Annotated in this window: 11 protein-coding genes; 5 read left to right on the top strand and 6 right to left on the bottom strand. The window is 64.2% G+C overall.

Translation table 11 applies throughout. The annotated features are described in order from the left end of the window. Nucleotides 1–11: 11 nt before the first annotated feature. The 6 genes from IV113_RS09060 to IV113_RS09035 form a co-directional block, all read right to left on the bottom strand. Entirely contained in the window at nucleotides 12–1,169 is a 1,158-nt protein-coding gene (locus tag IV113_RS09060) for a thiolase (RefSeq protein ID WP_291083361.1), read from the bottom strand. After that, complete coding sequence (locus IV113_RS09055) at nucleotides 1,166–1,573, bottom strand: Zn-ribbon domain-containing OB-fold protein (RefSeq protein WP_291083359.1); 408 nt, start codon at nucleotides 1,571–1,573, stop codon at nucleotides 1,166–1,168. The genes IV113_RS09060 and IV113_RS09055 overlap by 4 nt, the downstream gene beginning before the upstream one ends. After that, nucleotides 1,570–2,739, bottom strand: coding sequence for an acyl-CoA dehydrogenase family protein (locus IV113_RS09050; RefSeq protein WP_291083357.1), 1,170 nt, complete (start codon nucleotides 2,737–2,739; stop codon nucleotides 1,570–1,572). Before IV113_RS09050 ends, IV113_RS09055 begins: the two co-directional genes overlap by 4 nt. Continuing rightward, the gene (locus IV113_RS09045; protein WP_056278211.1) at nucleotides 2,736–3,902 is read right to left on the bottom strand and encodes an acyl-CoA dehydrogenase family protein; all 1,167 of its coding nucleotides are present in this window, start codon (nucleotides 3,900–3,902) and stop codon (nucleotides 2,736–2,738) included. Before IV113_RS09045 ends, IV113_RS09050 begins: the two co-directional genes overlap by 4 nt. An 81-nt stretch (nucleotides 3,903–3,983) precedes the next feature. Beyond that, nucleotides 3,984–5,150 carry an acyl-CoA dehydrogenase family protein gene (locus tag IV113_RS09040; RefSeq protein WP_056278207.1) on the bottom strand — a complete coding sequence of 389 codons (1,167 nt, stop codon included), beginning with the start codon at nucleotides 5,148–5,150 and terminating at the stop codon, nucleotides 3,984–3,986. Nucleotides 5,151–5,168: 18 nt separating this feature from the next. Beyond that, entirely contained in the window at nucleotides 5,169–7,223 is a 2,055-nt protein-coding gene (locus IV113_RS09035) for an NADPH-dependent 2,4-dienoyl-CoA reductase (protein ID WP_291083352.1), read from the bottom strand. A 156-nt stretch (nucleotides 7,224–7,379) separates the two neighbouring features. Here IV113_RS09035 and IV113_RS09030 point away from each other — a divergent pair, with 156 nt between their 5' ends. The 5 genes from IV113_RS09030 to IV113_RS09010 all read left to right on the top strand — a co-directional run bounded on the left by IV113_RS09030 (nucleotide 7,380) and on the right by IV113_RS09010 (nucleotide 14,051). Then, nucleotides 7,380–8,546 carry an acyl-CoA dehydrogenase family protein gene (locus tag IV113_RS09030; RefSeq protein ID WP_291083351.1) on the top strand — a complete coding sequence of 389 codons (1,167 nt, stop codon included), beginning with the start codon at nucleotides 7,380–7,382 and terminating at the stop codon, nucleotides 8,544–8,546. Further along, on the top strand, nucleotides 8,543–9,331 hold the full coding sequence (locus tag IV113_RS09025; RefSeq protein WP_291083349.1) for an enoyl-CoA hydratase/isomerase family protein: 789 nt from the start codon (nucleotides 8,543–8,545) through the stop codon (nucleotides 9,329–9,331). Before IV113_RS09030 ends, IV113_RS09025 begins: the two co-directional genes overlap by 4 nt. Nucleotides 9,332–9,371: 40 nt before the next feature. Beyond that, nucleotides 9,372–10,979: a carboxyl transferase domain-containing protein gene (locus IV113_RS09020; protein ID WP_291083347.1), complete on the top strand. Its 1,608-nt coding sequence runs from the start codon at nucleotides 9,372–9,374 to the stop codon at nucleotides 10,977–10,979. A 66-nt stretch (nucleotides 10,980–11,045) separates the two neighbouring features. After that, entirely contained in the window at nucleotides 11,046–13,043 is a 1,998-nt protein-coding gene (locus IV113_RS09015; RefSeq protein WP_291083345.1) for a biotin carboxylase N-terminal domain-containing protein, read from the top strand. Between the two features lie 18 nt (nucleotides 13,044–13,061). Beyond that, nucleotides 13,062–14,051, top strand: coding sequence for a hydroxymethylglutaryl-CoA lyase (locus tag IV113_RS09010; RefSeq protein WP_291083342.1), 990 nt, complete (start codon nucleotides 13,062–13,064; stop codon nucleotides 14,049–14,051). The last annotated feature ends 12 nt before the right edge of the window (nucleotides 14,052–14,063 follow it).

Raw genomic sequence — 14,063 nt, 5'->3', positions numbered from 1 at the left:
GATGTAAAAAATCAGACGGTGGCGGCCGTGCCCAGCAGGGCCGTCACCTGGCTGGAGAGAACGCCGCCGTTGCCGTGACACAGGGCGATCTCTGCGCCCGGTACCTGGCGGTCGCCGGCCTCGGCGCGCAGTTGCTGCACGGCCTCGATCAGCAGGAACATGCCGTACATGCCAGGGTGACAGCACGACAGACCGCCGCCATTGGTATTGACCGGCAAATCGCCCCCCGGTGCGATGCGCCCGTTGCGCACGAAAGCGCCACCTTCTCCCTTGGCGCAAAAGCCCAGGTCTTCGAGGAACAGCAGCGTGTTGATGGTGAAGGCGTCGTACAACCCCAGCACGTCCACGTCCTTCGGGGCCAGTCCGGCCATGGCGAAGGCGCGCGGCCCGGACTCGGCGGCGGCGGTGACCGTCAGGTCGGGCATGGAGCCGATCTGGCGGTGCCAGGTGGCCGCGGCCGCGCCCAGCACATAGACCGGTGGCTTGGGAAAGTCTTTCGCCCGCTCGCTGCGCACCAGCACCAGAGCGCCGCCGCCGTCGGTGACCAGGCAGCAATCGAGCACCGACAGCGGATCGCTCACCAGCCGCGAAGCCAGCACCTGTCCGATGCTGAGTGGATCTCGCGTGTGGGCCAGCGGATTGAGTTGTGCCCACTGGCGCGCTGCCACCGCGATGTGCGCCAGGTCCTCGCGCGTGGTGCCGTATTGGTGCATGTGGCGCGCTGCGGCCAGGGCGTAGCTGGAGATCGGGTAGCGTGGCTCGTATGGCGCCTCGTACAAGGGCGTTTCGGCCATCGACTTGAGCTTGCCGAAGCCCGAGCCCTGGTTGCTGCCGTAGCAAATGAGCGCCACGTCGCACTGGCCGGTGTGCAGCGCCATGGCCGCAGTGAGCAGGTGGCCCACATAAGACGAGCCGCCGACCATCGTGGCTTCGCAGAACTTGGGATGGATACCCAGATATTCGGCCACCGATAAACCTGCAAGGAAGTGATAGGACGAGCCGGTGAACAGGCCATCGACATCGGACAGCTTCAAGCCTGCATCGGCCAGCGCGCCGTGCACCGCTTCAGCCAAAATTTCGAGCGCGCTGCGACCAGGGGCCATGGGCACGCCGCCCAGGCTGGCGCCTACAATAGCTGCCGCGCCGCGCAGGGAAGAGGTGGCGCTCATGGTGTGGCGCCTTCGGGGATGAAGACCAGCAACTTGCCCTTGGCAGGATCATCGATCACGAGGGCCTGCACGCGCATGCCGATGTGTACCTGGTCAGGCGCAATGCCGTCGATGCGCGACATCAGCCGCGGCCCTTCCGCCAAGTCCACCAGCGCCACGTTGTAGTCGCCGCCGGCCTGTGGCTTGCGGCGCACCGTGGTGCTGGAATAGACGCTGCCGACCCCACTGGGGTCCACCCATTCGAGTCGGGCCGAACCGCAATGGGTGCACAGCACGCGCGGATAAAACACATGCTGACCGCAGGCGCTGCAACATTGGATTTTAAAGCGACCTTGCGCCAACCCTTGCGCGAACAGCGCGTCCGGGCCGCAGCCGTCAAATGCCGGATAGCCCGATGCGCTCATGACGGCAACTTCAGCACGCTGGAAGCCAGGATGTTGCGTTGCACTTCGTTGCTGCCGCCGTAGATGGTGGCCGGGCGCGCATTGTAGAAGGTGGTCAACGCATCGGTTTTGCCACCGGGCAGGGCTGTGGAGCCGGGCGTGCCGCCACTCGATCCCATGACATCGACCAGCAGGTCGGCCAGCCGCGAATAGGTTTCGGTGGCGAACAGCTTGAGCATCGAGACATCGGGTCCCAGGGTTTCGCCGCGCTTGACTTGATCGATGAAACGGCCATAGAGCGCGCCCAGGTCGGACACGTCCAGCGCCAGCTTGGTGTAGCGGTCCACGAAGCCGGTGTCTTCGAACAGGCCGAGGCGCTGCGCGGCTTCCTGCACGCGCGCCAGCGCGTACTGGCTTTGTTTGGGGCTGCCCAGGAAGATGCGCTCGAATCCGAGCAGCGCCTTGGCGATGGTCCAGCCCTTGTTAAGCTCGCCGACGATGCTGGTGCGCGGCACGCGCACGTTTTCCAGGAAGACCTCGCAGAAGTCTTCGCTGCCCGCGATGTTGCGGATGGGGCGCACCGTGATGCCCGGCGTGTTCATGTCGACCAGCAAAAAGCTGATGCCTTCCTGCTTCTTGGCCGATTTGTCGGTGCGCACCAGCAGGAAAAAGTGGGTGGCGTCCTGTGCCAGCGTGGTCCAGGTCTTTTGCCCGTTGACGATAAAATCGTTGCCACCGACCACCGCCTCGGTGCGCAGACTGGCCAGGTCGGAGCCCGAATTGGGTTCCGAGTAACCCTGGCACCAGATGTGCTCACCGGAAATGATCTTGGGCAGGTAGTAGGCGCGCTGGGCGTCGTTGCCATGGTTGATCAGCAGCGGGCCGACCATGGTGATGCCCATGTCGGGCGCGCGCGCCACGCCCCAGCGCTCCTGCTCTTCAATGAAGATGATGAGTTTCTCGGGTGAGAGTCCCATACCGCCGTACTGCGTGGGCCAACTCGGCGCGACCCAGCCTTTTTCTGAAAGCCTCAGGTACCAAGGGCCGATTTCGGACCAGCGCAGGCGCCGTTGCGGGTAGCGCCATTCGCTGGGGAAATGTTCTTCAAAGAATTCGCGCAGTGTGGCGCGAAAGCTGGCGTTGTCGAACGCATTCCAGTCAGTGGAAGTGGAGGCGGTGGTGTTCATGCGTGCTCCTGCGCGGTGGCGTTTTGGGTGAGGTTGGCGTAGCGGCGGCGCTGCTGGTTGCCATTGCCCAGCCAGGCGGCCAACACCAGAGCACGCTGCAGATACAGGCCCAGGTCGTATTCGTCGGTGACGCCGATGGCGCCGTGCAGTTGCACCGCCTCCCGCGCCACCTGCAGCCCCGCATCCGACGCGCGCGACTTGACGCGGCTTGCCAGGGCAGAGCGCGCGCTGGCGTCGGCGGCCGGGTCATCTAGCAGGGCCAGAGCCTGCGTCACCACGCTGGCAGTCAGTTCCTGCTGAATCAACAGGTCCACAGTGCGGTGCTGCAGTGACTGGAAGCTGCCTATCGGCTTGCCGAACTGGATCCGCGTTCGCAGGTAGTCTTGTGTCATGGTCAGCATGCTGCGCACAAGGGCCAGCAGTTCAACGCTGGCCAGTACCAGGGTTTCGTCGTAGGCGCGGGTCAGCGCGGCCGCGGCGGCGGCCCCTTCGGCCAGCAGGTGGCTGGCGGGCAGGCGAACGCTGTTCAAGTTGAGCTGTGCTGCATAGCTGCCGTCGGCCAGCGGCTGGCTCGACAGGGTAAGGCCGGATGCATCGGCCGGCACCCACACCAGGACCAGACCTTGTGGGTTGGTGGCGCTGACGATGTAGCCGTCGGCCCCGGCACCGGGGCGTACATGGCGCTTGTAGCCATGTATCAGCAGGGAGTCGCCCTGGCGCTCCAGCCGGGTCGCGGCCAGACCGGGCTGGTCTTTCGCGCCGGTTACATCTTCCTGCCAGGCCACGGCGGGTAGCGTGCGACCCTCGGCGAGTTCGGTCAAGAGACGCATCGATAGCTCGGTGGCACCCACATGGGACAGCAGTCGGCCGGCAAACACCAGCACCGGCACCACCGGTTCGGGCGCGACCTGAGAAGCCAGGGCGGCCGCCACCTCGGCCATCTCAGCGAAACCCTGGGCGTAGCCGCCCAATTGTTCGGGCACCAGCAGCCCGGTCCAGCCCTGCTCGGCCAGGGCGCTCCAGAAGCGGCGGTCGTAGCCCGGCACCTGTTGGCGCAGGGCGCGGGCACGGTTGAGTGGTGATTCTTTGGTGACGAAACTGAGCGCGCTTTCGCGCAGCATGGTCAGTTGTTCAGCGCGTTCGCTGTCGTGGGTGGTAGTCATGATGGGGTGGGTGCTGGCCTGGGTAAAAATAGGGTATTGCTGGCCTCAGCGGGAAGAAAATCGGTCGCGAGCTCGTGAATGTCAATAGGATTTGGGCAGGCCCAGCACCTTCTCAGCGATGAAGCACAGGATGAGTTGCGGGCTGATCGGCGCGATGCGCGGAATCATCATTTCGCGCAGATAACGCTCGACGTGGTATTCCTTGGCATAGCCATAGCCGCCCAGCGTGGCCATGGCGCGCTGGCAGGCGTTGAAACCAGCCTCGGCCGCCATGTACTTGGCAGCATTTGCGTCGGCGCCGCAGGGCAGGCTGTTGTCGTATTTCCAGGCCGCGCGCATCGCCATCATTTCAGCGGCCTCAAGCTCCATCCATGATTGCGCCAGCGGATGCTGGATAGACTGGTTCTGCCCGATGGGCCGGTCAAAGACCACGCGCTCGCGGGCGTACTTGACGGCTACCTGCAGCGCCGCCCGACCCAGGCCGACGGCCTCGCCCGCGATCAGCACCCGCTCCGGGTTCATGCCATGCAGGATGTACTCAAAGCCGCGGCCTTCTTCGCCGATGCGGTCTCCTACCGGCACGCGCAAGCCGTCGATGAAGAGTTCGTTCGAGTCGACCGATTTGCGTCCCATCTTTTCGATTTCGCGCACCTCGACAAAACTGCGGTCGAGGTCGGTGTAGAACAGGCTCAGGCCGAAGGTCGGTTTCTTGCAGTCCTCGATCGGAGTGGTGCGCGCCAGAATGAGCATCTTCTCTGCCACCTGGGCGGTCGATATCCAGACCTTCTGGCCAGACAGCACATAGTGGTCGCCTGCCCGTTCGGCGCGGGTTTTCAGACGGGTGGTGTTCAGGCCGGTGTTGGGCTCGGTGACGGCGAAGCAGGCTTTCTCCTTGCCCTGGATCAGCGGAGGCAGCATGCGGCGTTTCTGCTCCTCGTTGCCAAACACCGCCACGGGCTGCAAGCCGAAAATGTTCATGTGCACCGCCGATGCGCCAGACAGCCCCGCACCCGACTGTGAGATGGTCTGCATCATCACGGTCGCTTCACTGATGCCCAGTCCGACGCCGCCATATTCCTGTGGCAGACAAACGCCGAGCCAGCCGCCGTCGGCTAGAGCGCGGTGCAGCTCATGCGGAAAGCCGCCCAGCCGGTCCCGTTCGAGCCAGTAGCTGTCGTCAAAGCGAGCGCAGATTTTGCCGATTGCTTCGCGTATCGCTTCATGTTCCTGGTTGTGGGCGAAATCCATGGTGGTGTTCCAGTGGACTCAAATCGCCAGACCGAGGCGTGTGCCTTGGTCAATGGCGCGCAAGGCGTCGAGTTCGGCGGCCAGCTCGGCGCCGCCGATGACATCGGGCGCCAGGCCGAGCGCGCGCAATTCGGCGACCAGCGCGTTCTCGCTGTCCTGGCCGGCGCAAATCACGATGGTGTCCACGTTCAGCGTCTGCGGTACACCGTTGACGCGCAGGTGCAGCCCGGCGTCATCGATGTGTTCATAGACGCATCCTGGCAGCGTGCGCAGGCCGCGCCGCGCCAGCTCGGCCTTGAGTGCCCAGCCAGTGGACATACCCAGACTGCGTCCAGGCTTTTCAGGTTTTCTCTGCAACAGGGTGACTTCGCGTGGCGCGCTGATTGGCTGTGCCGGTTTGAGGCCACCCGCAGCTGCGGGCGAGGTATCGACGCCCCATTCAGCGTAAAACTGCTCAAGCGCCTGAGGCGCGTTGGCAGCGTTACCCTCATGCTCGTCATGCAGCAGGAAGGTGGCTACATCGAAACCGATGCCACCGGCGCCGATCACCGCGACCCGGCGGCCTGCCTGCACCCGACCCGACAGCAGATCGGCATAGCTCATCACTTTCGGGTGAGCCATGCCCAGGAGCTGCGGCAGGCGCGGGCGCACGCCGGTGGCTATCACGATGCGGTCGTAGTGACCGGCAGCGAGAGATGGGGCATCCGCCCGGCTGTTGAGCCTGAGCGTCACGCCATGCCGAGCCACGCCTTGCCTGAAATAGCGCAACAGTTCGTTGAACTCCTGCTTGCCCGGCACGGCCCGGGCCAGGTTCAACTGGCCGCCAATCTCGGGTCCAGCCTCGAACAGGGTGACCGCATGACCGCGTTCCGCCGCAGTCAGCGCGCAGGCCAGTCCGGCCGCGCCGGCACCGATCACCGCCACCTTGCGCTGCATGGCCCGTGACGGCATCAGCGAGAACTCCAGCTCGCGCCCGGCGCGTGGATTGACCAGACAGGTGGCGGGGCGGTCGGCGAAGATGTAGTCGAGACAGGCTTGGTTGCAGGCGATGCAGGTGTTGATCTCATCGGCGCGGCCCTGCGCCGCCTTGCGTACGAAGTCGGCATCGGCCAGGAAGGGGCGCGCCATCGACACCATATCGGCGTCACCGCTGGCCAGGATTTCTTCGGCCAGATCGGGCGTGTTGATCCGGTTGGAGACGATGACAGGAATCGTCACTGCTTGTTTGATGCGGGCCGCCGCAAAGCGCCACGCCGCGCGCGGCACCACGTAGGCAATGGTCGGGATGCGCGCTTCGTGCCAGCCGATGCCTGTATTGAGGATGTCAGCGCCTGCGGCCTGCACCGCCTGGGCGAGCTGGATGATGTCGTCAGCCGGGGCACCGCCCTCGACCAGATCGAGCGCCGAAACCCGATACATGAGCAGAAACTGCGACCCCAGGCGTTCGCGCGTGCGCCGCACGATCTCCACCGGCAGGCGATGACGATTTTCCATGCTGCCGCCAAATTCGTCGCTGCGGTTGTTCGTGCGCGTGACGGTGAACTGGTTGAGCAGGTAGCCCTCCGAGCCCATGATCTCGACGCCGTCGAAGCCGGCGCGTTGCGCCAGTTCGGCACAGCGTACATAGTCTTCCACCGTTTGCCAGACTTCGGCCGTGCTCAAGGCGCGAGGCGCGCGGGAGTTGATCGGGGAGGGGATGTCAGAAGCGCCCACTGGCCTGGCGACTTTTGCGTAGCGCCCTGTGTGCAGGATTTGCAGAATGATCTTGCCGCCCTCGGCGTGCACCGCCTGAGGGATCGGTCTGAGCACATCGGCTTGTGCCGTCGTGACAAGCAGGGGACCCGTTTCATCCAGCAGGCCGTCCTGGCAGGGGGCATAGCCGCCCGTGACAATCAGGCCCGCGCCGCCGCGTGCGCGCTCGGCATAGAACAGGGACAGCCGGTCGATCGACCGATCCAGCGACTCCAGACGTGTGTGCATCGATCCCATCAGCGTTCGGTTGCGAAAGGTGTGCGCGCCTACCTTCAGGACGGAGAGTAGCGTCGGAAAGAAAACAGTGGCTTCGGTGGACATGGGGAACGCCTCTTTAAAAATCTAACTAACACCTGTTCGATGATATCATGCGACAACGACCAGCCATGCAATTGGCGAGCACCTCAAATTCTTCGTCCGGATTGACGGTGTGATGCAGGCGGCGATTTCGACAACAGTCAGTCAGGAGATTTACCCATGATGTTCGACGATGACCAGATTGCGCTGCGTGACGTGGCGCGCCGCTTTGCACGAGAGAAGCTCAGGCCCGATTACCAGAAGCGCGAATCGCAACCTGGCATCGACCGGGCGTTGTTCAAGGAAATGGGTTCACTCGGTCTGATCGGTGTTGATCTGCCCGAGGAATATGGCGGTTTGGGCTTGAGTGGTGTCACGGCTGGCCTCATCACCGAGGAGATCGCCTATGGCGACTTCAACGTCAGCTACATGCAGTTGCTCAGTTCGCTGATGGGCGCCATCATTCATGCCAATGCGTCCCCCGAGCTGGCGCGCACCTGGAACAGCCGGATCGTGGCGGGCGAGGCCATCGTCGCGCTGGGGCTGACCGAACCACGGGGCGGCTCGGATGCCGCCAATCTGCAACTCAAGGCGCGTCGCGTGGGCGACGAGTACGTGCTTTCCGGCGAGAAAACCTCGATCACCTTTGCCGACCAGGCCGATGCCATGGTGCTGTTCGCGCGCACCGGAAAGCCCGAGGATGTCGCGCGCGGTATCAGTGCCTTCTTGGTCGATCTGAATCAGCCCGGCGTGCAACGCACGCGATTCAACGATGTTGGCAGCAAGATCATCGGCCGTGGCTCGGTTTTTTTCGACGATGTGCGGGTGCCGGTCGAGAACCGGCTGGGCGACGAGGGCAAAGGCTTCACGCAGGTGATGCAGGGCTTCGACTTCAGTCGCATTCTGATCGCACTGCAATGCGTAGCCGCCGCACAGGCGTCGATCGACGAAACTTGGGAATACGTCAAGGAGCGCCAGACCTTTGGCGCGCCGCTGGCGCAGTACCAGGGCGTGAGCTTTCCCATTGTCGAGTTTGAGACCCTGATTGCCGCCTGCCGCCAGCTCTGCTACCACGGCCTGGCCTTGCGCGACGCCGGCCAGCCGCACACCGCGGAAGCGGCCATGGTCAAGTGGATGGGCCCCAAGACCGCTTTCGACGCGATCCACCAATGCCTGCTGACGTTTGGGCACTACGGCTGGTCGATGGACCTGCCCCACCAGCAGCGTCTGCGCGACGTGATGGGCTTGGAAATCGGCGACGGCACGGCGCAGATCATGAAGTTGATCGTTGCTCGCGAGCGCGTGGGCCGCGCCGCCGTGCAGTACGCCAAGGAGAGCAAGAAATGATTCAGACATCCCCAGTGGAGATCAGCCGTGCCGGCGCCGTTGGAATTATCGAGTTAGCCCGCCCCGAAAAATTCAATTGCCTGTCGATGTCCGTTCATGCGGCCATCGAGGCCGCCATCGACGGGTTCGAGAAACCCGACTCCGGTGTGCGCGCCATTCTGATCCGGGCGCAAGGCAAGCACTTCTGCACCGGCGCCGACCTGGATGAGGTGAAGTCGCTGCGTGGCGATCCAGCCAGGCTCAAGCACTTCATCAGCTATGGTCACAGCGTGCTCAAGCGCCTGGAACGCAGCGATTTGCCGGTGGTGGCGGCCTGCCAGGGTCTGACCCTGGCCGGTGGCAGCGAACTGATGCTGGCCTGCGACATCATCTTTGCGGCCAAGGACGCGCGCTTTGGCGACCAGCATGCCCAGTTCGGCCTGATTCCCGGCTGGGGCGGCAGCCAGCGCATGCCACGCATTGCGGGTCTGCGCCGTGGCCTGGACCTGTTCTTTTCGGCGCGCTGGATCGATGCCGCCACCGCCGAGCAGTGGGGGCTGGTGAACTATGTGGTCGAGCCTGAGCAGTTGGGTGAAGCGGCGCTGGCGTATTGCAGCAAGATCGCCACGCGCAGCCGCATCGGCATGGCCACCATGAAACGTTTGGCACGGCAAGGCATGGAGGGTTCGTCGGAGGTCGGTCTCCAGCTTGAGGAAGACCTGGCCAGCGCGGCTCTGCTCGATGACGACGTCAGCGAAGGTCTGGCGGCCTTCGAGGCGCGCCGTACACCGGTGTTCAAGGCCTGAGAAGCTGAATGCTTTGTCTCGCGAATAGGCGCAATCACATATGACCATCCTCTCCTCCCGCATATCGACTTCCGACGACGAATTTCGGCTCAACCAAAAAGCCTACCAGGCCGTGATTGCGGACCTGCAGAGTCGTCGCCAATTGGCGCTGGCCGGTGGCCCTCTGAAAGCGCGGGAAAAACACCTGGCGCGCAACAAGATCCTGCCGCGCCATCGCGTCGAGGTGCTGCTCGATCCAGGTTCGCCTTTCCTAGAGGTCGGCATGCTTGCCGGCGAGGACATGTACGACGGCGTGCCGCCGGGTGCCAGCATCATCACCGGCATCGGTCTGGTGCAGGGCCGTCCGTGCATGATCATTGCCAACGACGCCACCGTAAAGGGTGGCACCTACTACGGCATGACCTGCAAGAAGCATGTGCGGGCGCAGCAAATTGCCTGGGCACACCGATTGCCCTGCATTACGCTGGTGGACAGCGGTGGCGCCTTCCTGCCGGAGATGGCCAACATCTTTCCCGATGTGGGGCAGTTCGGCAGCATTTTCAACAACCAGGTACGCATGTCGGCCGAGGGTATCCAGCAGATTGCCGTGGTGATGGGGCCTTGCACGGCTGGTGGCGCCTACATCCCGGCGCTGTGCGACGAGGCGGTGATTGTCAAGGAACAAGGCTATATGTACCTCGGTGGCCCCGAGTTGACCTTTGCCGCCACCGGCGAGACGGTGGATGCAGAGTCGCTGGGCGGCGCCAAGATGCACTGCAGCGTCAGCGGTGTCACTGATCATATTGCCGAAGATGACCGCCACGCGCTGGCCATCACGCGTGAAATCGTACGGGACCTGGGTGAGCAGCCCAAGCCACGCTGGACGCGTCAGCCGTCGGTGCCTCCGCGCTTCGATCCGCGCGAGATTTACGGCATCATCAGCCGCGACACCAAAATCCCGACCGACACGCGCGAGATTCTGGCGCGTTTCGTCGATGACAGCCGGTTCCAGGAATTCAAGCCGATGTACGGCGACACCCTGCTGACCGGCTTTGCGCGCATCCATGGCCACGAGGTTGGCATCCTGGCCAACCAGGGCGTGCTGTTCCCGGAAAGCGCGATGAAGGCGGCGCACTTCATCGATCTGTGCTGCCAGCGAGACATCCCGCTGCTGTTCATGGCCGACGTGACCGGCTTCATGGTCGGGCGCGCCGCCGAGCAGGCTGGCATTGCCAAAGCCGGGGCCAAGATGATCACGGCGATGGCCTCGGCCAACGTGCCCAAGTACACCATCATCATGGGCGCCTCTTACGGCGCCGGCTACCTGGCGATGTGTGGCCGCCCGTTCAACCCGACCGCGATGTTTGCTTGGCCGACCGGTCGCGCGGCCATCATGGGTCCGGATCAGGCCGCCACAGTGATGGCGCTGGTGCGCAAACAGATCAACAAGACCGAGGGAAAAGAGTGGACGCCCGAGGAAGAAGAGGCGTTCAAGGCGCCGGTACGCAAGATTTACGAAGACTTCCAGCCTGCTGCGAACTTCTCCTCGAATTTGTGGGTGGACGGCATCATCGATCCGGTGGAAACACGCGACGCCATGGGACTGCTGCTCGACCTCGCATCCCGTACTGCCGCCAAACCGACGCCGTTCGGTGTCTTCCGTTTTTAACAAGGACGCCAGCCATGCAACGCATCCACACCGTATTGATGACCCACTTCGCCGCAGGAGTTGGGCATGCTTAAGAAAGTCCTCATTGCCAACCGCGGCGAAATCGCCTGCCGCATTGCCCGCACCTGCCGCAAGCTCGGCCTGGAAGTGGCCACCGTGCACTCCAGTGCCGACCGGTTTTCCCGCCATGTGCGTGAGATCGGTGAATCGGTCGAACTCGGGGGTGCAGCGCCCAGCGAGAGTTATCTGAACATCGATGCCATCATCGCGGCGGCCCGGCGTGTGGGCGCCGACGCCGTTCATCCGGGCTATGGTTTTGTCTCGGAAAATCCGGCCTTTGTGCGCGCACTGGATGCGGCTGGCTTGACCTTCATTGGACCCCGGGCCGACACCATTGAGCGCGTCGGCGGCAAAGCCAGTGCCAAGCGCGAGGCAGCCCGCCTCGGCGTGCCGGTCATTCCCGGCAGCGAAAGCGGCATGACCGACCCAGCCGAGGTGTTGAATCTGGTGCGCGGTATGAAGCTGCCCGTGCTGCTCAAGGCCGTGGCTGGTGGCGGTGGCCGTGGCATGGCGGTGGTCGAGACGCTGGAGGGGCTGGAGTCGCGCATCGAGAGTGCCATGCGCGAGGCCGAAAAAGCCTTCGGCAACGGCGAACTGATCGTCGAGCGCTACCTGCCGCATGTGCGCCACCTGGAGGTGCAGGTGGCCGGTGATGGCCAGGGCCACGCCATCCACCTGTTCGAGCGCGAGTGCACCTTGCAGCGGCGCCATCAAAAAGTGATTGAAGAAGCGCCGTCAAGCGGTCTCAGCCCGCGTCTGCGTGAAGCTATCCTGGCCGATGCGGTCAAGCTGGCCTCTGGCGTGAATTACCGCGGCCTGGGCACGGTGGAGTTTGTCGTCACGGGCGAGGAACATTATTTCCTGGAGGTCAATCCGCGCCTGCAGGTCGAACACCCGGTGACCGAAGAAGTCACTGGCCTCGATCTGGTCGAACTGCAACTGCGCATTGCCGACACCGACAGCCTGCCGCTGGCGCAAGCCGACGTGCGGTGCACCGGTCACGCCTTCGAGGCCAGGCTGTGCGCTGAAGACGCCGCTGCGGGATTTTTACCGGCCACCGGGCGGCTGCAGGTGGTCGATTTTTCGCGCGCGGGCGTGCGCATTGAGTCCGGGGTAGACAGCGGCGACGAAATCTCGCCGCACTACGACTCAATGATCGCCAAGCTCATCGCGCACGGGCCCGACCGCGAGTCGGCGCGCCGGGCGCTGGTGGCCGGATTACGCGAAAGCACGGTGATCGGCCTGGTCACCAACCTGGAATTTCTGCATGAACTGCTGGAATGGCCGGAGACCCGCGATGCCACATTTCACACCCGCCTGATCGACGAGCGCCACGCGCAGCGCGGCGTGGTGGCTCCCGCCGCGCCGCCTCTTGAGCATCTGGCTGCTGCCGCGCTGCACTGGCTGGCGCAACGGCGTGCCGAGTCGTCCGCGCTGGGCTGCTGGACCCTCTGGGACGGTTTCACGGGCTGGCGCCTGAGCAGTGGGCCGATTCAGGCCGCACCCCAGCCGGTCCTTGTGTTGAAGGCGGGCGCGGCGGAGTGGCCAGTGCGGTTTTCGATGCGCGATGACCAGGGCAGCAGTACGCTGGTCATTGGCGAACAGCAGGTGAGCGCCACGCTCCAGCCGCTCGCGGCCGGACGCTTCCTGCTGCAATGTGGCGGGCGGGCGCTGGAACTGACGATCCGGGGCGACGCGCGGCAGACCGAACTCGCCAGTGCGTTGGGCAGCAGCTTGTTCACGGCACGACCCTATCTGGGGGGGGGCGCCGGTGACGCTGCCGCCAGCGGGCAACTGGGCGCGCCGATGATGGGCAAGGTGGTGGCGGTCAAGTCGGTGGTCGGTGAGAAGGTTGCCATCGGCCAGACCGTGATCGTGCTCGAATCGATGAAGATGGAGTTGCACGTCACGGCGCCGTTCGAAGGCAGCCTGAGCAGCCTGCGCTGCCGGGTTGGCGACATGGTTGAGCGCCACCAGGTGCTGGCCGAAGTCAGCCCGGCTTGATCGAAGGAGGTACAAGCGATGAGCAACTTGCCTGCCTCCGTCGAGTTCCATGAGGAGGGCCCGCGCGAGGGCTTCCAGATGGAGCCAAAAACCTATCCGCGGGCGGACCGCGCCGCGCTGATTGACGCTTTGAGCCTCTCGGGTCTGAGGCAGATCCAGGTTGCGTCCTTTGTCAGTGCGCGCGCGGTGCCGCAGATGGCCGACACGTCCGAATTGTTCGCCGCCATCATCAAGCGCCCTGGAACCCGCTACACGGCGCTTTGGCTCAACGACAACGGCTTCGAGCGGGCGCGCGCCTGTGAACAGGTGGATCTGGACGGCAAGCTGATGTTCTACACAACCGAGCCGTTTTCGCAGCGCAACAACAATTGCAGCGTGGCCGAGATGCGTGAACGCCAGCTCGGCTGGCTGGACCGCTACATCGCCCTGGGCATTCCGGTGGAAAAGGCCTACGTGATCACGGCCTTTGGCTGCAATCTCGGTGGCGCCGTGCCGCTGTCGGTCCTCACCGATCAGGTCCGCTGGCTGGTCGATGCCTGCGCCGACCGGCGTGTGCCGCTGCCGGCGGTCTACTTGGCCGACACCATGGGCTGGGCAAATCCCGAGGAGATCAAGCGCCGCGTCGGCGCGGTGCGCGCGATCGTGCCGGAGGCTCAGATCGGCCTGCACCTGCACGACACGCGCGGCGTCGGCGGTGCCAACGTTTATGCCGCCTTGCAAATGGGCGTGCGGCTGTTCGACAGTTCGGTCGCCGGTCTGGGCGGCTGTCCGTTCGCGGGTCACACGCACGGTGGCGCGGCCGGCAATATCTGCACCGAAGACATGGTGTTCATGTGCCAGGAACTGGGCATCGAGACCGGCATCGATTTAGAGGCGCTGATCGAGGCGTCCCTTCTGGCCGAACGCGTCATCGGCCGCACCCTGTCGGGCCATGTGATGCACAGCGGCTCGCTCAAGGGATTTCGCGCCGGCCAGCGAATGCAAGAGATTTGTGGGGCGGTGCGCTGAATCACATGACAA

It is taken from the genome of Hydrogenophaga sp. (assembly GCF_018780385.1).
Lineage (GTDB): Bacteria > Pseudomonadota > Gammaproteobacteria > Burkholderiales > Burkholderiaceae_C > Hydrogenophaga.
Note: the sequence above shows the minus strand (reverse complement) of the source record. Positions and strands in the feature narration are given on the sequence as shown.